Source organism: Gordonia sp. NPDC003376 (assembly GCF_053589235.1).
In genome coordinates this window covers 56463-77450 of record NZ_JBSFRM010000008.1, presented here as the reverse complement: position 1 = coordinate 77450, position 20988 = coordinate 56463, and the positions used below count along the sequence as shown (strand labels likewise).

The 20988-nt window shown below is 68.1% G+C and carries 15 protein-coding genes and 2 tRNA genes; 12 read left to right on the top strand and 5 right to left on the bottom strand.

The window, feature by feature from the left end; translation table 11 throughout:
• Positions 1 to 90 precede the first annotated feature (90 nt).
• From ACWDUA_RS10680 to ACWDUA_RS10665, 4 genes are all read right to left on the bottom strand, one after another.
• On the bottom strand, positions 91 to 786 hold the full coding sequence (locus tag ACWDUA_RS10680) for a L,D-transpeptidase (RefSeq protein WP_449750992.1): 696 nt from the start codon (positions 784 to 786) through the stop codon (positions 91 to 93).
• Positions 787 to 1012: 226 nt separating this feature from the next.
• Positions 1013 to 2212 (bottom strand): lipase family protein, encoded by a 1200-nt coding sequence (locus tag ACWDUA_RS10675; RefSeq protein WP_449750991.1) that lies wholly within the window; start codon positions 2210 to 2212, stop codon positions 1013 to 1015.
• A 304-nt stretch (positions 2213 to 2516) separates the two neighbouring features.
• The gene (locus ACWDUA_RS10670) at positions 2517 to 2702 is read right to left on the bottom strand and encodes a hypothetical protein (protein WP_020791229.1); all 186 of its coding nucleotides are present in this window, start codon (positions 2700 to 2702) and stop codon (positions 2517 to 2519) included.
• Positions 2703 to 2813: 111 nt separating this feature from the next.
• Positions 2814 to 2884: transfer RNA gene (locus tag ACWDUA_RS10665), tRNA-Gly, on the bottom strand.
• Between the two features lie 235 nt (positions 2885 to 3119).
• Here ACWDUA_RS10665 and ACWDUA_RS10660 point away from each other — a divergent pair.
• The 5 genes from ACWDUA_RS10660 (at position 3120) to clpX (ending at position 7769) form a co-directional block, all read left to right on the top strand.
• Positions 3120 to 3193 (top strand) — tRNA-Pro (locus tag ACWDUA_RS10660).
• Positions 3194 to 3277: 84 nt separating this feature from the next.
• Positions 3278 to 4630 (top strand): trigger factor, encoded by a 1353-nt coding sequence (gene tig, locus ACWDUA_RS10655; RefSeq protein WP_449750990.1) that lies wholly within the window; start codon positions 3278 to 3280, stop codon positions 4628 to 4630.
• Between the two features lie 261 nt (positions 4631 to 4891).
• A complete protein-coding gene (locus tag ACWDUA_RS10650) occupies positions 4892 to 5500 on the top strand; it encodes an ATP-dependent Clp protease proteolytic subunit (protein WP_449750989.1) in 609 nt (202 codons plus the stop codon).
• A gap of 50 nt (positions 5501 to 5550) precedes the next feature.
• Positions 5551 to 6246, top strand: coding sequence for an ATP-dependent Clp protease proteolytic subunit (locus ACWDUA_RS10645; RefSeq protein WP_449750988.1), 696 nt, complete (start codon positions 5551 to 5553; stop codon positions 6244 to 6246).
• Between the two features lie 242 nt (positions 6247 to 6488).
• Complete coding sequence (clpX, locus tag ACWDUA_RS10640) at positions 6489 to 7769, top strand: ATP-dependent Clp protease ATP-binding subunit ClpX (protein WP_449750987.1); 1281 nt, start codon at positions 6489 to 6491, stop codon at positions 7767 to 7769.
• A gap of 211 nt (positions 7770 to 7980) precedes the next feature.
• Here clpX and ACWDUA_RS10635 read toward each other — a convergent pair whose 3' ends face one another.
• Positions 7981 to 10302, bottom strand: coding sequence for an FdhF/YdeP family oxidoreductase (locus ACWDUA_RS10635; protein ID WP_449750986.1), 2322 nt, complete (start codon positions 10300 to 10302; stop codon positions 7981 to 7983).
• Positions 10303 to 10350: 48 nt separating this feature from the next.
• On the opposite strand from ACWDUA_RS10635, the gene ACWDUA_RS10630 reads away from it, so the two are divergent.
• From ACWDUA_RS10630 to ACWDUA_RS10600, 7 genes are all read left to right on the top strand, one after another.
• Positions 10351 to 10992 (top strand): molybdenum cofactor guanylyltransferase, encoded by a 642-nt coding sequence (locus ACWDUA_RS10630; protein ID WP_449750985.1) that lies wholly within the window; start codon positions 10351 to 10353, stop codon positions 10990 to 10992.
• Between the two features lie 9 nt (positions 10993 to 11001).
• Positions 11002 to 13647 carry a valine--tRNA ligase gene (locus ACWDUA_RS10625; RefSeq protein ID WP_449750984.1) on the top strand — a complete coding sequence of 882 codons (2646 nt, stop codon included), beginning with the start codon at positions 11002 to 11004 and terminating at the stop codon, positions 13645 to 13647.
• Positions 13648 to 13775: 128 nt separating this feature from the next.
• Positions 13776 to 15257, top strand: a complete 1482-nt coding sequence (folC, locus tag ACWDUA_RS10620) for a bifunctional tetrahydrofolate synthase/dihydrofolate synthase (RefSeq protein WP_449751085.1) — start codon at positions 13776 to 13778, stop codon at positions 15255 to 15257.
• Positions 15254 to 15676 (top strand): DUF4233 domain-containing protein, encoded by a 423-nt coding sequence (locus ACWDUA_RS10615; protein ID WP_449750983.1) that lies wholly within the window; start codon positions 15254 to 15256, stop codon positions 15674 to 15676. Before folC ends, ACWDUA_RS10615 begins: the two co-directional genes overlap by 4 nt.
• A 306-nt stretch (positions 15677 to 15982) precedes the next feature.
• Positions 15983 to 16450: a hypothetical protein gene (locus ACWDUA_RS10610; RefSeq protein ID WP_449750982.1), complete on the top strand. Its 468-nt coding sequence runs from the start codon at positions 15983 to 15985 to the stop codon at positions 16448 to 16450.
• Between the two features lie 65 nt (positions 16451 to 16515).
• Positions 16516 to 16932 carry a nucleoside-diphosphate kinase gene (gene ndk, locus ACWDUA_RS10605; RefSeq protein ID WP_449750981.1) on the top strand — a complete coding sequence of 139 codons (417 nt, stop codon included), beginning with the start codon at positions 16516 to 16518 and terminating at the stop codon, positions 16930 to 16932.
• A 396-nt stretch (positions 16933 to 17328) separates the two neighbouring features.
• Complete coding sequence (locus ACWDUA_RS10600) at positions 17329 to 20904, top strand: translation initiation factor IF-2 N-terminal domain-containing protein (protein WP_449750980.1); 3576 nt, start codon at positions 17329 to 17331, stop codon at positions 20902 to 20904.
• Positions 20905 to 20988: the final 84 nt, after the last annotated feature.

Here is a 20988-nt window from a genome sequence, read left to right as displayed (position 1 = left end):
AGGCCCGGTCCCCTTTCGGGGGCCGGGCCTTCGTGACCGGGAAACCTGTGCCGATCGGGCGCGCGGGGCGTGATCGGGACTCGGGGTGGATCAGTCGCCGGTGTACTGACCGCCGATGGTGCCGCGGACGACGATCGGGGTGCCACGCGGGACGTTGTCGTAGACCCACTTGCCGTTCTCGGTGCTGACGTTGATGCAGCCGTGGCTCACGTTGCTCACACCCTGCTGGGCCAGTGACCACGGTGCGGCGTGGATGAAGATGCCGTCCCAGGACATGCGGGTCGCGTACTCGACGTAGGTGCGGTATCCCTCGGCGGAATCGACCGGCACACCGTAGGTGGAGGAGTCCATGTACATGTCACGGTACTTCTCCTTGGTGTGGTAGACACCGTTGGGAGTCGGATGTGCATTCGAACCCATCGAGATCGGCATGGTCTTGACGACCGCGCCGTCCTTCCACCAGGTGATGGTGTGGGTCGCGTCATCGGCCAGCGCGATGTAGCCGGTGGTGGTCTTGACCTTGGGCTGCACCGGACCGGTCGGTGTGCTCGGCGCAGTGGTGGTGCTCGTGGTCGGGGGCTCCGGGGTGGTGCTCTTGGGTGTCGGCGGGGTGGGCACGCCCGGGATGTCGGGGACCTCGACCGGCGGGAGACCCGGGATGACGGTCACGGGAGCGGCCTGCGCCAGCCCCGGCAGGGCGAGCGCGACGGCCAGGACGCCGACGACGATCGCGACCAGACGGCTCAGGCCGCGGCCACTACGGTGTGAAGGTTTGCTGTTCGGCACTCTCGTTGAACCTTTGCATTCGGGAATTACCAGGCACGGTGCGTGACTCCATCGTTACACAACCGTTGTGGGCGGGCCAAAGCCCTGTACTACGGACAGAGGAGTACAGACGGACTTTGCCGACCCGCATCAGGAAAACTCAAGGTGAGCGAGATGACGATCCGCCTGTGTGATTGCCCTCACAGTGCGGAGGAAGATCGCCGACAATGTCCGCTTCGCCGTTTCTTCAACTGCAATTGTCCGGCGCCGGAACATCATTGAATCGATCGCTCAGGTACGAGAAGGCGGCCGGAAGGCCGATCACCGCGGCGCTCATGTGATCCGGTGACGGCGTCGAGAACTGCTCCACGCGGGCACCCGCCCGACAGTACCGACGGATCGTCTGGTCGATCGCGGCCACCGGGATGAGGGAATCGGTGGGGCTGTGCCATTCGAAGATCGGTGCCTTCGGCACACCGGGATGGTCGACGAGGCTGTTGTCGACGACCACTTGTCGTGCCGTGGGGTTCTCGAAGATCTGCTCACCGCCGATGCTCACCTGCTGTGCGGAATGGCCGGCGCCGAGTCGCAGGATGTCGTTGGTGCACGCATTGCGCATTTCGGAGTACATCTGCTGGCCGGTCGGCGACAGGTACTTCTGCATCGGGATCTGCTGCGGGTACTCGCGGGAGAGTCCGATCGCCGCGGCGAAGGCCAGACCGAACGCCGGATGCGGGCTGGAGTAGCCGAGACCCTCGGCCATCCGGACGAGGTCCATCGGCACGCCGCCATATGCCGCGCCGACGATCGGCAGGTCGGGGGCGTAGGCCGGGGCGAGCGCGGCCGCCCACGCCGTGGCCATCCCGCCGCCCGAGTATCCGGCCAGTCCCACCTTCGATCGGGCGACACCCGCCGGGGCGAAGCCCTGCACCGCGCGGATGCCGTCGAGGGTGATCTGGCCGCCCAGCCTGGCTGCGCCGTAGGCGCTGCGGGGCCCGAGGTGATCGGGGATCGCCACGGTCCATCCGCGTCGCAACGCCACGTTGAGCCCGGGGGCCTCGCGGATCGTGAGGTTCGGGTCCTGGGTCCACAGCGCCTGGGACGGTGCGCACTCGAGTCCGACCGCGTTGATGATGTGCTGGAACGACAGCAGCGGGCCGTCGGCCTGCTTGGTGGTGGGGATCAGCACCGTGGTGACCGCGGCGATGGGATGTCCCTGGCTGTCGGTCGAGCGGAATCGGAGCTGGAAGGTCCGGACGTCGAAGAACCCGGGCGGAGCGGGTCGTGGGCGCGCCGAGATCACGTCGCCGTCGTGATAGTGGTCGAGGTCGGCGGGCTGCGTATAGAAGGGGTCTGGCAACGGGGTCGGTAGCGCGACATCGTCGGCGTGTGCGGGTGCGGCCGAGAGCGTCCCGGCGGTCACCGCACCGAGTGTGACGACGGCCACGGCGGCGAGGACGAGACCCGTTCGTCCGGCTGTGACCCGTCGGACCTGCTGATCGGGCGGTCGGTGTGTCCGAGCGTGCGCGGCACGTGGCCGGACGGCTGGACGACGAAGAGCTCGGAACCCGACACGGGTTCCGAGGACGAGAGTCGGCACGACGTTCCCCCTGGATGGATATCCGATGTCTCACGCGGCGTCGATGCCGCGCCGGAATCCCCGACCTCGAACAGGTTGCGGGGCGGGTGGGGGGAAGTCAACACTTTTGCCTGCTAACGACCAGGCAGGGTGGGGTGTGAGGGGGTGTGGATCACGCGGGTTGCAGCAGTTCGGTGCCGAGATGGCGTGCCGGCTCGGTGCAGGATTCGTCGCGGCACACCAGCATGGTGTCGACGCGGCGCATGCCGTTGTCGGTCTCGGTGACGTCCTTGCGGACGTAGAGGTTGGCACCACAGGACGGACATTTGCGTTGGCTCTTGACGTGACTGGAAGACATGCCCCCACCGTACGCCCGACTATGACGTAAATCACAGGTCCCGCGGAACGAGTGGTGGCCCCCTGACATGCACAAACCCCGCACCGGGGTTGCCGGTACGGGGTGTATACGAGCGGGTGACGGGAATCGAACCCGCGTAGCTAGTTTGGAAGACTAGGGCTCTACCATTGAGCTACACCCGCGTGCCGCCTCGACCTGGCCTTTCGGTTGCGGTCGCTCGTGCGGATCAGACTGTACCTGCTCGATGTGTCGGAACCGAAATCGGCCGCCGACGGGGATGTCCGGACGTCGGGTTCCGCCGTCGGGTCGGGGGAGTCGGGGGGTCGGGTTTTCATGAGTGGGAGCCGGACCCGTAAGATATCCAGTCGGCCCTGCATGTGCGGGTGCGTCCAGGTGACGTAGCGCGACGGCGGGCCACGGGATGTGGCGCAGCTTGGTAGCGCATCCGCTTTGGGAGCGGAGGGTCGCAGGTTCAAATCCTGTCATCCCGACAGAGATCAGGGCAGGGACGCGACCACCAGGGCGTCCGCAACACAGAGATCGTCCGCAACGCAGAAATAAGGAGCATGCGCAGCGTGAAGAGCACCGTCGAGCAGCTGAATCCCACCCGGGTGAAGCTCAACGTGGAAGTGCCGTTCGAGGAGCTCTCGGGCGACTTCGACCGGGCCTACAAGGCCCTTGCCCAGCAGATCCGGATTCCCGGTTTCCGCCCGGGCAAGGCGCCGGCCAAGCTGATCGAGGCCCGCGTGGGCCGCGACGCGATCCTGGAGCAGGTCGTCAACGACGCCCTGCCCGGCAAGTACTCGCAGGCCGTGGCCGAGACCGAGACCAAGGCGATCGGTCAACCCGACATCGACGTCGCCGAGCTCAAGTACGGCGAGTCGATCACCTTCACCGCCGAGGTCGACGTCCGCCCCGAGCTCACCCTGCCCGACTACTCGACCCTCGCGGTCGAGGTCGACGCGCTGAAGTCCGATGAGGACGCCGTCGCCGAGCAGCTCGAGAACCTGCGCGCCCGCTTCGGCACCCTCGCCGGTGTCGATCGCGCGGCCCAGGACGGCGACATGGTCTCCATCGACCTGTCTGCCACCGTCGACGGCGAGACCGTCGAGGAGGCGTCCACCGAGGGCCTGTCCCACGAGGTCGGCTCCGGAGAGCTGATCGACGGTCTCGACGAGGCCCTCGTCGGCCTGAAGACCGGCGAGTCCAAGGTCTTCACCACCACGCTGGTCGCCGGCGATCACTCCGGTGAGGAGGCCGAGGTCACCGTCACCGTCAACTCCGTCAAGGAGCGCGAGCTGCCGGAACTCGACGACGAGTTCGCCCAGATGGCCAGCGAGTTCGACACCGTCGACGAGCTGCGCGAGTCCCTCGCCGAGCGCGCCGCGCAGTCGCAGAAGCTCGGGCAGGCCGACGCGATCCGCGAGGCCGTCCTCGAGCGCCTGCTCGAGACCGTCGAGATCCCGCTGCCGGAGAACGTCGTGCAGGCCGAGGTCGACGGACAGCTCGAGCAGGTGCTGCACAGCATCGGGCACGACGAGGCGATCTTCGCCCAGCTGCTCGAGGCGCAGGGCACCACCCGGGAGGCCTTCGAGGCCGATGCCCGCGAAGGTGCCGAGAAGTCGGTGCGCACCCAGCTGCTGCTGGACGCGATCGCCGACCAGCAGGACACCGAGGTCAGCCAGGACGAGCTGACCCAGCAGATCCTGTTCACCGCGCAGCGCTACGGCATGCAGCCGGCCGAGTTCATCCAGCAACTCACCCAGGCCAATCAGGTCGGCCAGGTGTACGCCGACGTCCGTCGCGGCAAGGCGCTCGCGGCCGTCGTCCCGGACATCGCCGTGACCGACTCCGAGGGCGCCAGCGTCGACACCTCCGAGTTCTTCGCCAAGGACGACGCCGACGACGCGGCAGAGGCCGAGGACTGATCCTCCACTGCTCCGAACAGCCGGGTACCCGATACGGGTGCCCGGCTGTCGGCGTCTGCACGCAATGTGTGACCGGTGCCCACAGGTGAGCAGGGGATGAACGGATACCGTTCTGCTCTCAGCGAATAGGGGTGTCCGAGGGAGTGCCGGTGCCCCGCGATTGGTTAGTGTCGGTGACGACGCCGGAGGGCACCGGAAGACGTGAGACAGACGTGTGGGTCGCCGACCGGCACGAGGTTACGACAGGCAAAGGTAGGAACCGTGAGCAAGCCGACCATCCACACCCCTTCGATGAGCTCGGGCGTCGCCGGGCTCAACCTCACCGACTCGGTGTTCGAGCGGCTGCTGCGTGAGCGCATCATCTTCCTCGGCACCCAGGTCGACGACGACATCGCCAACCGGCTGTGCGCGCAGATCCTGCTGCTGGCCGCGGAGGACCCGACGCGCGACATCCATCTCTACATCAACTCGCCCGGTGGTTCGGTCACCGCGGGTATGGCCATCTTCGACACCATGCAGCTCGCCGAGTGCGACGTCGCGACCTACGCGATGGGTATGGCCGCGTCGATGGGCCAGTTCCTGCTCGCCGCCGGTGCCAAGGGCAAGCGTCACGCGCTGCCGCACGCGCGGATCATGATGCACCAGCCGTCGGCGGGTATCGGTGGTACCGCCGCCGACATCGCCATCCAGGCCGAGCAGTTCGCCGCCACCAAGCGCGAGATGAACCGTCTCAACGCCGAGTTCAGCGGGCAGCCGCTGGAGAAGATCGAGGCCGACGCGGACCGTGACAAGTGGTTCACCGCCGAGGAGGCCAAGGAGTACGGATTGGTCGATCACGTGATCGCCCGGGCAACCGCCATCAAGCCCTGAGTGTGACGCAGCACCGACACCGCCGACCTCTCAACCCCACGGAGCAGACCATGACCAACATCTCCCATCTCGATTCGCTGCCGGCCGATGTGGCCGCCGGAATCCCCGCCTCGGCACTGGCACTCAAGTCCATCGAGGCGCGCTACATCCTGCCGCAGTTCATCGAGCACACCCCCAACGGGCAGCGCCAGTACGACCCGTACGCCAAGCTGTTCGAGGAGCGCATCGTCTTCGTCGGTACGCCGATCGACCAGACCGTCGCCAACGACGTGATGGCACAGCTTCTGGTGCTCGAGTCGCAGGACCCCGACCGCGACATCACGATGTACATCAACTCGCCCGGTGGCAGCGTGCCGGACATGCTCGCGATCTACGACACCATGCAGTACGTGCACTGCGACATCGTCACGGTGTGCCTGGGTGAGGCGGCCTCGGCCGCGGCGATCCTGCTGGCCGGTGGTACCCCCGGCAAGCGTGCCGCGTTGCCCAACGCCACCATCCTGATCCATCAGCCGCGCACGGGCGGCGCCTATCAGGGCCAGGTCTCCGACCTCGAGATCCAGGCCGCCGAGATCGAGCGGATCCGCAACCGCCTCGACGAGATCCTGTCGCGTCACACCGGTCAGCCGGCCGACAAGATCCGTAAGGACACCGACCGCGACAACATCCTCACCGCCGACGCCGCCAAGGAATACGGCATCGTGGACGAGGTGTTCGAGTACCGGAAGAAGTCCTTCAAGAAGTGACGCGGTCGGGTCGACGGCGCCGCCGAGCCGATGGTCCGGCGCCGTCGACCACGATTTTCTCCCGCGACATTTACGTCAAGCGGTCGAAGTAATCCGGGTACGCGGGTACCGTCGTAACAGCGGAGATGTCACGGTCTACCCATGACGCGCCGCGCCCGCCGGCCTCCCGCCGCCGATCCGGTGGCGGCACCATCGAGACAACTGGCAGTCCGGCCACATCGAGGAAGTAGGTACAGCACGAGATGGCACGAATCGGAGACGGTGGCGATCTGCTGAAGTGCTCCTTCTGCGGCAAGAGCCAGAAACAGGTGAAGAAGCTCATCGCAGGACCGGGCGTCTACATCTGTGACGAGTGCATCGACCTGTGCAACGAGATCATCGAGGAGGAGCTCGCCGAGAACGGCGACGTGAAACTCGACGACCTGCCCAAGCCGGCCGAGATCAAGGACTTCCTGGAGAACTACGTCATCGGTCAGGACACTGCCAAGCGCACCCTGGCCGTGGCGGTGTACAACCACTACAAGCGCATCCAGGCCGGTGAGAAGAAGGACGCCCGCAGCGGCGAGACCGTCGAGTTGATGAAGTCGAACATCCTGATGCTCGGCCCCACCGGTTGCGGCAAGACCTACCTCGCTCAGACACTGGCGAAGATGCTGAACGTTCCGTTCGCCATCGCCGACGCGACCGCGCTCACCGAGGCCGGATATGTGGGTGAGGATGTCGAGAACATCCTGCTGAAGCTGATCCAGGCCGCCGACTACGACGTCAAGCGCGCCGAGACCGGCATCATCTACATCGACGAGGTCGACAAGATCGCCCGCAAGAGCGAGAACCCGTCGATCACCCGGGACGTCTCCGGTGAGGGTGTCCAGCAGGCCCTGCTGAAGATCCTGGAGGGAACCCAGGCGTCGGTGCCACCTCAGGGCGGACGCAAGCACCCGCACCAGGAGTTCATCCAGATCGACACCACCAACGTGCTGTTCATCGTGGCCGGTGCCTTCGCGGGGCTGGAGAAGGTGATAGCCGAACGAATCGGCAAGCGCGGCATCGGTTTCGGCAACGAGGTCGCGAGTAAGAACGAGGTAGACATCACCGACCACTTCGCCGAGGTCATGCCCGAGGACCTGATCAAGTTCGGCCTGATCCCCGAATTCATCGGCCGACTGCCGATCATCGCCTCGGTGACCAACCTGGACAAGGAATCGCTCGTCTCGATCCTGTCCGAGCCGAAGAACGCTCTGGTGAAGCAGTACACCAAGCTCTTCGAGATGGACAATGTCGAGCTGGAGTTCACCCCGGATGCCCTCGAGGCCGTCGCCGATCAGGCCATCCACCGCGGCACCGGCGCTCGTGGTCTGCGCGCGATCATGGAGGAGGTGCTGCTCCCGGTCATGTACGACATCCCGAGCCGCACCGACGTGGGCAAGGTCGTGGTGACCGCCGAGACCGTCAACGACAACGTGTTGCCGACCATCGTGCCGCGCACCGCCGACGACGACGAGCGGCGCGACAAGAGTGCCTGAGCGGATTCGCACGCGTCGCTGACACAGCGCTCAGATCCGCAGGAAGCCGGGTTCCAGCCGGAACCCGGCTTCCCGTGTGTTTCTGCTCGTTGCCGGCGGTTGCCCGTTGCGGGTCGCCGGCAGGACGACACCGGGCGGAACACCCTGTCCGCCCGGCGCAGCCCTCTCGGCACCGCGGCGCAGCCCTCTCGGCACCGCGGCGCCGATCAGTTCATCCGCGCGGCTCCAGGCGCACCACCACGGCCTTGGAGACCGGGGTGTTTGACTCTGCGGCCACCGACAGGAGCGGGATCAGCGGGTTGGTCTCGGGGTAGTAGGCGGCGGCGTTGCCGCGCGGCGTGTCGTAGGCGACCAGCTCGAAGTCGGTGACCCGGCGCTCCTCGAGGCCGTCGGGTCCGTCGAACTCCGACACCACGTCGACGTGATCGCCCGGGTGCAGGCCGAGTGCGGTGATGTCGTCGGGATGCACGAGCACGACATCCCGGTTGCCGCTGACACCGCGATAGCGGTCGTCGTGACCGTAGATGGTGGTGTTGTACTGGTCGTGGCTGCGCATCGTCTGCAGGATCAGCCGGCCCGCCGGTACCGACACCCATTCGAGTGGGTACGCCGCGAAGTTCGCACGCCCGGTGGATGTCTCGAACTTGCGGGCGTCACGCGGGGGATGGGGGAGGACGAATCCGTCCTTGGCCCGCACCCGCGCGTTGAAGTCCACGAACCCGGGGATGACCCGTGCGATGCGATCGCGGATGAGGTCGTAGTCGTGCTTCAGCGCTGACCAGCCCACCGGGTGGTCGGCGCCCAGGGTTGCCTCGGCGAGGTCGCAGACGATGGCCACCTCCGAGTGCAGCAACTCCGACGCCGGTTTCAGCGAGCCGCGCGACAGGTGCACCACCGACATCGAGTCCTCCACCGAGACCTGTTGTGGCACTCCGGCAATCACGTCCTTGTCGGTCCGGCCCAGAGTGGGCAGGATCAGTGCGGCACGGCCGGTGGCCACGTGGGACTCGTTGAGCTTGGTGCTCACCTGAACGGTCAGCCGACACCGGGCCAGGGCGGCCTCGGTGGCCCGGGTGTCGGGCGCCGCGGAGACGAAGTTGCCGCCCATCGCCATGAACACCCGCACCTGCCCGCGCGTCATCGCGTCGATCGCCGCGACGGTGTCGAATCCGTGGTTGCGGGGGCTGGTGATGCCGAACTCGTGGTCGACCGCGGAGAGGAACGCCTCCGGCATCTTCTCGTAGATGCCCATGGTGCGGTCGCCCTGCACGTTGGAGTGTCCGCGCACCGGGCAGAGTCCGGCGCCGGGCTTGCCGATCATCCCGCGCAGCAACAGCAGGTTGGTGCCCTCGGCGATGGTGGCCACTCCGTGTCGCTGCTGGGTGAGGCCCATCGCCCAGCACAGTACGACGCGGTCGGCGTGGATCACCGCATCCGCGAGATCGCGGATCTGTGCCTCGGACAGCCCGGTCGCGGTGAGTACGTCGGCGAAGTCGAGATCCTCGAGGAGGGCGAGATAGTCGTCGACGCCGGCGCAGTGCTCGTCGAGGAACTCCCGGTCGAACACGGTGCCGGGGGCGGCGCGCTCGGCGTCGAGCACGAGCCGCGCCACACCGCGGAACAGCGCCATGTCGCCGCCGATGCGGACCTGCAGGAAGTCGTCGGCGAGTTTGCTGCCCGCGCCGATCACCCCACCCACCTTCTGCGGATCCTTGAACCGCATCAGACCGGCCTCGGGTAGGGGGTTGATCGCGACGATCCGCGCGCCGTTCTCCTTGGCGTTGGCCAGGGTGCCGAGCATCCGGGGATGGTTGGTCCCAGGGTTCTGGCCGGCGATCAGGATCAGGTCGGCGTGCTCGAGGTCGGGGACGCTGACCGACCCCTTGCCGATGCCGATCGATGAGGTGAGCGCGGTGCCGGACGACTCGTGACACATGTTGGAGCAATCCGGCAGATTGTTGGTGCCGAGGCTGCGCGCGAACAGCTGGTAGACGAACGCGGCCTCGTTGCTGGTGCGGCCCGACGTGTAGAAGACCGCCTCGTCGGGGGTGGTCATCGCGGCGAACTCGTCGGCGACGATCCGGTTGGCCTCGTCCCAGTCGACCGGCCGGTAGTGGGTGTCGTCGGGGGCGAGGTACATCGGATGGGTCAGCCGTCCCTGCTGGGACAGCCAATACCCCGACCTGGTCGCCAGATCGGCCACCGAATGCCGGGCGAAGAAGTCCGGACCGACCTGCCGTCGGGTGGCCTCCTCGGCGACCGCCTTGGCCCCGTTCTCACAGAACTCGGCGTGCTTGCGGTGCCCGGGGGTCTCCGGCCAGGCGCAGCCCGGGCAATCGAAACCGTTGCGCTGGTTGAGTTTCGCCAGTGTGCGGGCGGTACGGACCGGACCCATCTGCTCCACCCCGCGCTGCAGGGCGACCGCTACGGCGGGCACCCCGGCCGCGTAGTGCTTGACGTGGGAGACGTGCACCGCGTCGGGCTCGTCGACAGTGACGTCGGTGTCGGTGTCCGGGTGGTGAATATGGGCCATTCGTTCATCTTGCCCCCTTGTGGGCCCGATGTCCCACAGACTGTTCGCATGACCAACGCAACCGGGATGCACCTGGCAGGTCTCGTCCTCGCGGGCGGACGTTCGCGACGGATGGGACACAACAAGGCGGCGATGGACTGGGCGGGGCAGCCGATGCTCGCGCGGATCGTCGAGATCGTCGACCGGCGCTGTCCGGCCGGGGTGTTCATCGCGGCCACCACCGCATCCCCGGCGTATCAGGACCTCCATGGGACCGGGGGGCCGCCGGCGACCTGGGTCACCGGTGAGGAACCCGGCACCGGACCGCTCGGTGGGCTGGCCGCCGGGCTGTCGGCGGCCGCCGCGGCAGGTGCCGACCTGGCCTTCGTCTGCGCCACCGACATGCCGCTGATCGAGACCGCACTGATCGACGAACTGCTCGGCGGGCTCACCGAATCCGCCGACGCCGTCGTCGCCAGCGACACCCAGCGCGACCACCCGATGGCGGGTATCTACCGGGTGCGCGCGGCGTCGGTGATCAAGGGTCTGGTGGACTCGGGTGAGCGAAGGATGACCGCCGCGCTCGATGCCCTGGTCACCCATCGCGTGACCGTGAGCGACGCCACATGGCTGACCAACGTGAACGCGCCCGACGACCTGCATCGCCTGCGCACCTCGGTCGGCGGCGGGGGCCTCGGCGGCGTTTCCTAAGATTGTGGGGTGAGCACACCCGATTCCTCCCGCGAGCTGCCGAAGACCTGGGACCCCGCCGAGCACGAGGCCCGGCTCTACCAGGCGTGGGTGGACGCGGGCTACTTCACCGCCGACGCGAGTTCGGACAAGCCCGCGTTCTCCATCGTCATCCCGCCGCCCAACGTCAACGGCTCCCTGCACATGGGCCACGCCTACGAGCACGTCCTGATGGACGCGCTGTCCCGGCGGCGCCGCATGCAGGGCTACGAGGTGCTGTGGCTGCCGGGTATGGACCACGCCGCGATCGCGATGCAGACCATGGTCGAGCGCAAGCTCGCCGCCGAGGGCAAGACCCGCGACGACCTGGGCCGCGAGAAGTTCATCGAGCGCGTCTGGACCGAGAAGGCCGAGATCGGCGGCAACATCGGTGAGCAGATGCGTCGCCTCGGCGACAGTGTCGACTGGTCCCGCGAGCGCTTCACCATGGACGAGGGCCTGTCCCGCGCGGTGCACACCGTGTTCAAGAAGATGTACGACGACGGACTGATCTACCAGGCCGAGCGGCTGGTCAACTGGTCGCCGGTGCTCAAGACCGCGGTCAGTGACATCGAGGTGAGCTACGCCGACGTCGAGGGCGAGCTGGTCAGCTTCCGGTACGGATCGCTCGACGACTCCCAGCCGCACATCGTGGTGGCCACCACCCGTCTGGAGACCATGCTCGGCGACACCGCGATCGCCGTGCACCCCGACGACGAGCGCTATCGCCATCTGGTGGGCACCGAACTCGCCCATCCCTTCCTCGACCGCACCATCCCGGTGGTCGCCGACGACTACGTCGACCCCGAGTTCGGCAGCGGCGCGGTCAAGATCACCCCCGCGCACGACCCCAACGACTTCGAGCTCGGCCTGCGGCACGACCTGCCGATGCCGACGATCATGGACGAAGAGGCCCGGATCGCGGGCACCGGAACGCAATTCGACGGCATGGACCGGTTCGAGGCGCGCGTCAAGGTGCGTGAGGCCCTCGCCGAGCAGGGACGCATCGTCAAGGAGGTCCGTCCCTACCTGCACAGCGTCGGCCACTCCGAGCGCACCGGCGAGCCCATCGAGCCGCGCCTGTCGATGCAGTGGTGGATCAAGGTGGAGTCGCTGGCCGAGGCCGCCGGCGACGCCGTCCGCGACGGGTCCACCGTGATCCATCCGGCGTCGATGGAACCGCGCTGGTTCGGCTGGGTCGACAACATGCACGACTGGTGTATCTCGCGTCAGCTGTGGTGGGGCCACCGCATCCCGATCTGGTACGGCCCCGACGGCGACGTCGTGTGCGTGGGCCCCGACGAGGAGGCACCCGCCGGGTACACCCAGGAGACCGACGTGCTCGACACGTGGTTCTCCTCGGGTCTGTGGCCGTTCTCCACGCTCGGCTGGCCGGACAAGACCGACGATCTCGAGAAGTTCTATCCCACTTCGGTTCTCGTCACCGGCTACGACATCCTGTTCTTCTGGGTCGCCCGCATGATGATGTTCGGCACCTACGTCGGCAAGGAACTCGGCCCCGACAAGGCCGTCCCGTTCGGCAATCTGTTCCTGCACGGCCTGGTCCGTGACGAACACGGCCGCAAGATGTCGAAGTCCAAGGGCAACGGCATCGATCCGCTCGACTGGGTGGAGCGGTTCGGCGCCGACGCGCTGCGCTTCACCCTCGCCCGTGGCGCCAACCCGGGCAGCGACATCTCGGTGGGTGAAGACCATGCGCAGTCGTCGCGCAACTTCGCCACCAAGCTGTACAACGCCACCAAGTTCGCCATGATGAACGGCGCGACCGTGCCCGACGCCGGGTTGCCGGCCGACCTCACCGTCGCCGACCGCTGGATCCTGGGCCGCCTCGACGAGGTGCTGACCGAGGTCGACGCCGGTTTCGAGGCCTACGAGTTCTCCAAGGCCTGCGAGGCGCTGTATCACTTCGCGTGGGACGAGTTCTGCGACTGGTACCTCGAACTGGCCAAGGTGCAGTTCGCCGAGGACGACGAGAAGCGTTCGGAGGCAACACGACTGGTCCTCGGTGCGGTCCTCGACCGGCTGTTGCGGGCGCTCTCGCCGGTGATGCCGTTCGTCACCGAGGTGCTCTGGACCACGCTCACCGGCCGGCAGTCGCTGGTCATCGCGGACTGGCCGACCCGGGTCGGCGCCGGTGACGGCGCCGAGGCGGCCGTCACCATCGACGATCTGCAGAAGCTGATCACCGAGGTGCGTCGTTTCCGCAGCGATCAGGGCCTCAAGCCCGGTCAGAAGGTGCCGGTGCGGTTCACCGCGCTCGCCGAGTCGGGTCTGGAACCGGCCGTGGCCTACATCGCGTCGCTGGCCCGCCTCGAGGACCCGGCCGACGGATTCGCCGCCACCGCAACCCTCGAGGTGCGTTTGAGCCGTGCGACCGTGGGCGTCGAGATCGACACCTCGGGCACCGTCGACGTCGAGGCCGAACGCAAACGCCTGACCAAGGACCTGGCCGCCGCCGAGAAGGAGCTGGCGCAGACCACCGCGAAGCTCGGCAACGAGCAGTTCCTGTCCAAGGCCCCGGATGCGGTGGTCGCCAAGATCCGCGGGCGTCGTGAGATCGCCGTCGAAGAGGTCGAGCGCCTGCAGGCCAAGCTCGCCTCGCTGGGAGGATCGTGAGCCGCGACGACCGTCATCCCGATGACGCCGACCCCGACGGCCCCCAGCCCGGCGACGACGAGGGGCCCATCTTCACCGCTGCCGACTTCGCCGGATGGGAGGACGCCGGTGACATCGAACCCGATCCGATGGCGCTGGGATCACTGCTGGCCGACGACGAGGGAGAGGTGCGCGGCGACGCCGGATATCCGGGCGACGACGACGCACCGGTGATCGCCACCGACAGCGAGGCCGACCTCGCCGAACTCGCCGAGGTCGAAGCCGACCTGGACACCCGGTGGCCCGAGACCAAGATCGAGCCCTCGCTGACCCGGATCTCGACGCTGATGGACCTGCTCGGTTCACCCCAGCACGCGTACCCGGCGATCCACGTGGCCGGCACCAACGGCAAGACCTCGGTCACCCGGATGATCGACTCCCTGCTGGTGGCGCTGCACCGGCGCACCGGCCGGATCATCAGCCCTCACCTGCAGCGGGTCACCGAGCGGATCGCGATCGACGGGCGACCGATCCCGGCACGCACCTACATCGACACCTACCGCGACCTCGAGCCGTACATCACGATGGTCGACGACTCGTCGACGGCCGCCGACGGCCCGCGGATGAGCAAGTTCGAGGTGCTCACCGCGATTGCTTATGCATGTTTCGCCGAGGCGCCGATCGACGTCGCGGTGGTCGAGACCGGGATGGGCGGCCGGTGGGATGCCACCAACGTCGTCGACGCCACGGTCGCGGTGATCACCCCGATCGCGATGGACCACGCCGACTACCTCGGTGACACCCTCGCGGCGATCGCGGGGGAGAAGGCCGGGATCATCAAGCGCGGCAAGGACGATCTGGTGCAGATCGACCCGGTCACGGTGATCGCCCCGCAGGCCCCCGACGTGATGGACGTGCTGCTGCGCGAGAGCGTGGAGAAGGGCACGGTGGTGGCCCGGCAGGACTCCGAGTTCGCGGTGCTCGAATCGGCCACCGCGGTCGGTGGACAGTTGTTGCGCATCCAAGGTCTCGGTGGCGTGTACGAGGAGATCTTCCTACCGTTGCACGGCGCGCACCAGGCGGCCAACGCCGCCCTGGCACTCGCCGCGGTGGAGGCCTTCTTCGGCGCCGGCCCGGACCGTCAGCTCGACGTCGACGCCGTGCGTGCCGGCTTCGCTTCCGTGTCCGGTCCCGGCCGGCTCGAGCGAGTCCGCAGCGCGCCGACGGTGTTCGTCGACGCCGCCCACAATCCGCACGGTGCACAGGCACTGGCCCGGGCACTGACCGACGAGTTCGACTTCCGTCGCCTCATCGGCGTGATCGGCATGCTCGGCGACAAGGATGCCGAGGGCGTCCTGGCCGCCCTCGAGCCGATCCTCGACGAGGTGGTGATCACCAACAACGGCTCGCCCCGTGCCCGTGACGCCGAGGATCTCGCCGAGACCGCACGGGAGGTGTTCGGCGAGGACCGTGTCGTCGTCGAACCCTTCCTGCCCGATGCGGTCGCCACGGCGATCGGCTTGGCCGAGGAGTCCGATGGTGAACCCGTGTCCGGTGCGGGGGTGATCATCACCGGGTCGGTGGTGACCGCCGGCGCCGGCCGCACCCTGTTCGGTAAGGAACCGTCATGAGCGAGCATCCCGGCTTCACCGCCCCGGCCACCGACCCGTGGAAGGGCTTGCGCGGCGTGATGGCCGGCACGCTCGTCCTCGAGGTGATCGTGATGATCCTGACCTTCCCGGTCGTCGCCCAGCTCGGCGGGGGACTCACCTGGGTGTCAGGGACCTATCTGGCGGTCATCACCGTCCTGTTGGTCCTGGCCTGCGGGATGCAGAGGCGGGCCCGTGCGCTCGAAATGGACATCGGCCTGCAGTTCCTGGTGATCATCGGCGGCCTGTTCCACTGGTCGATCGCGGTGATCGGGCTGATCTTCCTGTTCGTGTGGCTCTACATCCGCTACATCCGCGCCGACGTGGCGCGGCGGATGCGTGAGGGACGACTCGCCGGGCAGCGGCCGATCGGCGCCGACGGTCCGAGCGCCGAGGACTGAACGCCGGGATCCGAGCGCAAGGGTCCGAACGCAAGGGACCGAATGCCGGGGGACTGCACGCCGGCTGGCGAGGATCACAGAGCGCGCGCAGGGGCGAGCGTGAACAGAGCCGGTGCGGGGTATGACCGCATGATCGCGACCGAATCGTGACCTCCTCGCAATCATCGGGGTGACATGGGGCTGTGATACTTGCGCGAAAGTTCGCCGAGTACGGCGCCCGTCGACCCGAGGAGTTGTGTGATCATCGCCCGTCCCCGCACCCATACCGCCGTGTCGCGCAGGGTTCGGTCCCACTGGAGACGGGGAGTGCCTGCACTGCTCGCCGCAGTGGCCGCGATGCTCGCAATGGTCATCGGCACCGCGGAGGCGCAGGCGGCTCCTGCGACGGACCCGCCGGCAGCGAACCCGGGATCGTCCGAACCGCGGACCCCGGCACCGGAATCGGTGTCCCCGGTCCCGAAGTCGGAAGAACCGGAATTTCCCACGGCCAGTTCTCCGATGCCCGTGCCCGCCGGATCGTATGGCTACCTCGCCACGCACGGATTCACCAGGCAGCTCTCACGGATGAAGGCCCCCGACGCGCTCGCGGCCCTGCCGGTTCCGTCTGCATACCGCCTGGCCAACCTCGGATTCGCGCAGCAGTTCGACCTCGCGCTGAAGGGCGCCCTCGCCGACCCCAAGGGGTGCCTGCAACTCATCGTCGATCCCGACACCGCACCGGGCAATCTGTTCGACTACGGGTTCTACGCCGTGTCGGGACCGTACTGCTCCTGAGCGTCCATCCGGCCGTAACCCGATCTGGCACGGTGACGGATCGGTCTCGCCGCTAAGGTGTGGGCGTGACTGAACGGACACTGGTACTGATCAAGCCCGACGGCGTCGCCCGTTCCCTGGTCGGCGACATCATCGCCCGCATCGAGCGCAAGGGACTGACCCTCGTCGCGCTCGAACTGAAGACGGTCGACGACGAGCTGGCGCGCAGGCACTACGCCGAGCACGAGGGCAAACCCTTCTTTCCCGCACTCCTGGAGTTCATCACGTCGGCGCCGCTCGTCGCGGCCGTCGTCGAGGGTCCGCGCGCCGTGGCGGCGTGGCGTCAGATCGCCGGTGGTACCGACCCGGTGGAGAAGGCCGTGCCCGGCACCATCCGCGGTGACTATGCCCTGAGCACCCAGAACAACCTGGTCCACGGCTCGGATTCGCCCGAATCCGCGGAGCGTGAGATCGCGATCTGGTTCCCCGAAATCGACTCCTGACCCCGCCCTGACACGCGGGTCGACGCGCGCTGTGCACGTAGTGTGCGGGCGTCGACCCGCAGTGTGGGATACTTGGGGGGTTATCGCGGACACACTTTGTCCGAGACGACACCGATGATGTTCGGAACCGGGACGGACCAGCACGCAACGATCAGTGCCCGCCCACCCGTCCTCCCCATCGAGGTCGGCCACCGATGGTGACCGATCGGCGGGCCACAGCCGGCCGACGATGGCGTGGAGAACGGTCCGATACGCATCGACCCGCAAGAGCGCCCACCGGCCCCGATCGGAGCCGACGGGCGCGGAGACCACACAACACCGGCAGACGCCGGGACACAGGACAGGCCCTCGCGTGGCCGCGTCGTGATGACGCGCCCGGGGGTTCGAGGAGAACGAGTGACCGACAACGGGTCACCGGCTGACGCGAACGCAGCGTCGGATCCGGTGGAAGAAGAATTCCCCAACAAGCTTCGTGTGCATGCGCTGGCCCGAGCCCTCGGGCTGACCAGCCGACAGGTGATCGCCCACCTGGCCGAACTCGGATGGCATCTGCGCAGCCCACAATCGAGCGTCGAGCGTGCCCAGGCCAACGCCGTCGCCAAACTGGTTCGCGAGCCGGCACCAGAGACCGCCGAGGTCGCGGCTCCCACCGAGGTGGGCGAGCCGGAAACCCAGGCGCCGGTCGAACCCGAGGCGTCCACCGAGGTCGCACCGGGCAGCGGTGACGCCCCGGCCCCGGCCGAGACTGTTCCGGCCGAGCCCACTCCGGCCGAGCCCGTCCAGGACACTGTCGAGGAGACCGTCGTCGCCCAGACCGTGATCGAGCAGGTCGACGATCACGCCCCGGCCACCGAGACCCCGGTGCAGGAGGCTCCTGCAGAAGAAGCCCCCGCAGCAGCGGCCCCGGCAGGGGAGACCGCCGAGGTCGAGGCCCCGGGTACGGAGACGTCGATCGAGGTCCCGGCCGCGGTCCTCGAGGCTCCGGCGACGCCCGAGGCCGAGGTTTCCGAGACCCTCGAGACCGAGGCTTCCGGGCCCGCCGGAACCGAGGTCGTCCAGGCCGAGTCAGCACAGCCGGAGATCACCTCCGTCCTGTTCTCGGCGGTGGAGACCGTGAGCCATGAGCCCGTGTCGCCGGTCGGCGAGGTCGTCGCCGGACCGCTGTTCCTCCAGCCGCAGCTGACCGAGCCGCCCTCACGCCCCCGGAAGACCACTCCGCCCGCCCCCGAGGCTCCCGCTGCCGACACCGGTGCCGGTGAGCGCGCCGCCGAGCCCGAGGCAGAGCCGGAGGCCGACTCCGCGTCGGCGGCCGGCGAGACCACCGATGACGATCAGCACGGTGAGTCGGCACGGCGTCGACGCCGTCGTGGCCGCCGCGGGCGCGGGCGTGGCCGCGGCGATCAGAGCGAGCGCGGCGAGAACGACGAGTCCGATGACGAGACCGACTCGGATGTGCACGCCGCGGAGCCGGAATCCCTCGACTCGAAGGACTCGGGTTCGAAGGGCTCTGTGTCCACGGGTACCGACGCGAAAGACGTCGAGTCGACGGGCACCGGTTCGGATGACGCCGATTCCGCGGGCACCGAGTCCGAGCACGGCGATTCGGGGAGCGCCCGCAGAAAGAAGCGGCACGGCTCCCGGAACGGGGCGAACACGGCCGAGGAGAACGCGGCCGACGAACCCGACGAGGACGGATCGGACGACGAGTCCGGGTCCGACGACGACGATTCCGTGCCGACCTCGAAGCGTCGGCGCCGCCGTCGTCGCCGGAAGGGTGGCGACGAGCCCGACGAGGGATCGCCCGACGATCCGCCGAACACCGTCGTCCACGAGCGTGAGCCGCGCAGCAAGCGGGTCCGCGACGAGGTGCAGGGCATCTCCGGGTCGACCCGACTCGAGGCCAAGCGTCAGCGTCGCCGGGATGGTCGGGATGCCGGCCGGCGTCGTCCGCCGATCCTGAGCGAGTCGGAGTTCTTGGCGCGTCGCGAGGCCGTCGAGCGTGTCATGGTGGTGCGCGAGCGCAGCGCCAACGTCGCCCTGAATCACGGCGACCACGCCGATCACACCGCGATCGAGGACTACACGCAGGTGGCTGTCCTCGAGGACGGCGTGCTCGTGGAGCATTTCGTGACCACCGAGACATCGTCCTCGATGGTCGGCAACATCTACCTGGGCCGAGTCCAGAACGTGCTGCCGGGTATGGAGGCGGCATTCGTCGACATCGGCCGCGGCCGCAACGGCGTCCTCTACGCCGGTGAGGTCAACTGGGATGCCGCCGGACTCGACGGTGGATCGCGAAAGATCGAGCAGGCGCTCTCGCCCGGCGACAACGTCGTGGTGCAGGTGTCCAAGGACCCCGTCGGACACAAGGGTGCCCGACTGACCACACAGATCTCCCTGGCCGGCCGCTACCTGGTGTACGTGCCCGGTGGGTCGTCCACCGGGATCAGCCGCAAGCTGCCCGACGTGGAGCGCAAGCGACTCAAGCAGATCCTCTCCAAGCTCGTCCCGGACAACGCCGGTGTGATCATCCGGACCGCATCCGAAGGTGTCAGCGCCGACGACCTGGCCGCCGACATCGAGCGCCTGGAGAACAAGTGGGAGGGCATCGAGGAGTCGGTCGCCGAGGCCAAGAAGGCCAAGGGATCGGTCTCGCCGCGCGCTCTCTACGAGGAGCCTGACCTGCTGGTCCGCGTGGTGCGTGACCTGTTCAACGAGGACTTCCGCAAGCTGGTCATCGAGGGAGACCGGGCCTGGAACCTGGTCGAGACCTATGTCAGCGCGGTGGCTCCCGACCTGCTGGAGCGCGTCGAGAAGTTCGAGCGCGCCCATGCCGACGCCCCGGACTCGTTCGTGGTGCACCGCGTCGACGAACAGCTCGCCAAGGCACTCGACCGCAAGGTGTGGCTGCCGTCGGGCGGCACGCTGATCATCGAGCACACCGAGGCGATGACCGTCATCGACGTCAACACCGGCAAGTTCACCGGCTCGGGCGGCAACCTCGAGGAGACCGTCACCCGCAACAACCTGGAGGCGGCCGAGGAGATCGTGCGGCAGATGCGGCTGCGCGACCTGGGCGGGATGATCATCGTCGACTTCATCGATATGGTCCTCGAATCCAACCGTGACCTGGTGCTCCGTCGCCTCACCGAGGCGCTGGCCCGCGACCGGACCCGTCATCAGGTCTCCGAGGTGACCTCGCTGGGTCTGGTGCAGATGACCCGCAAGCGGCTCGGTACCGGGTTGCTCGAAGCGTTCTCGACCACCTGCACCGCGTGCGGTGGACGTGGCGTGATCGTGCACTCGAGCCCGGTCGAGGTCCGCGCGGACGACAACACCCGCGGCGAGGGCTCGGGGTCCAAGCGGTCCCGGCGCGGCAAGCGCAAGGGTGAACCGGCTGTGGTGGAGCAGACTCAGACCCCGCCGGCACCCAAGCCCGCGCAGCATCGCGGTGAGCACCCGATGTTCCGCGCGATGGCCGCCCACTCGCATCCCGACGGTGAAGACGGCGAGCACGACCATGCCGCACACGCGGAGCACGTCGATCACCCAGCACAGGGTGATCACGCGGCACACGGGCGCCACGAGACCGCGTCGGATCAGGCCCGGGCCGGACATGCTGACGACGAGCGTGTGTCGGCCGACCGCGACGAGGTCGTCGAAGCGCCGCTGACCGAGCCGGCCGCCACTCCGCCGACCGAGACCCCGGCACCCGAGCCCACCGCGGCTCCGGGCGAGCAGGTCGAGACCGCGACGCGACGCCCACGCCGGCGCCGTGCGGCGCGGCGGGCGGCGTCTCCGACGCACACCTCCGAGGTCTCGACGCTGACCCTGCCCGACGTCGCGGCCGAGCCGCGCACGACCTTCGGTCCGGCGGCATCGTCGTCGAACGGGGAGACCACGGTCGCGGTACACCGCCGACCGCGGCGACGGGCCGCCGGACGTCCGGCCGGTCCGCCGGTGGAGGAGTGACCACCGTCCACCGGCACGGTGACCGACACGCGACCCCGAGGTGAGTTTGACCTGAACCGACGGGCTCCCGTAATCTTGATTGGT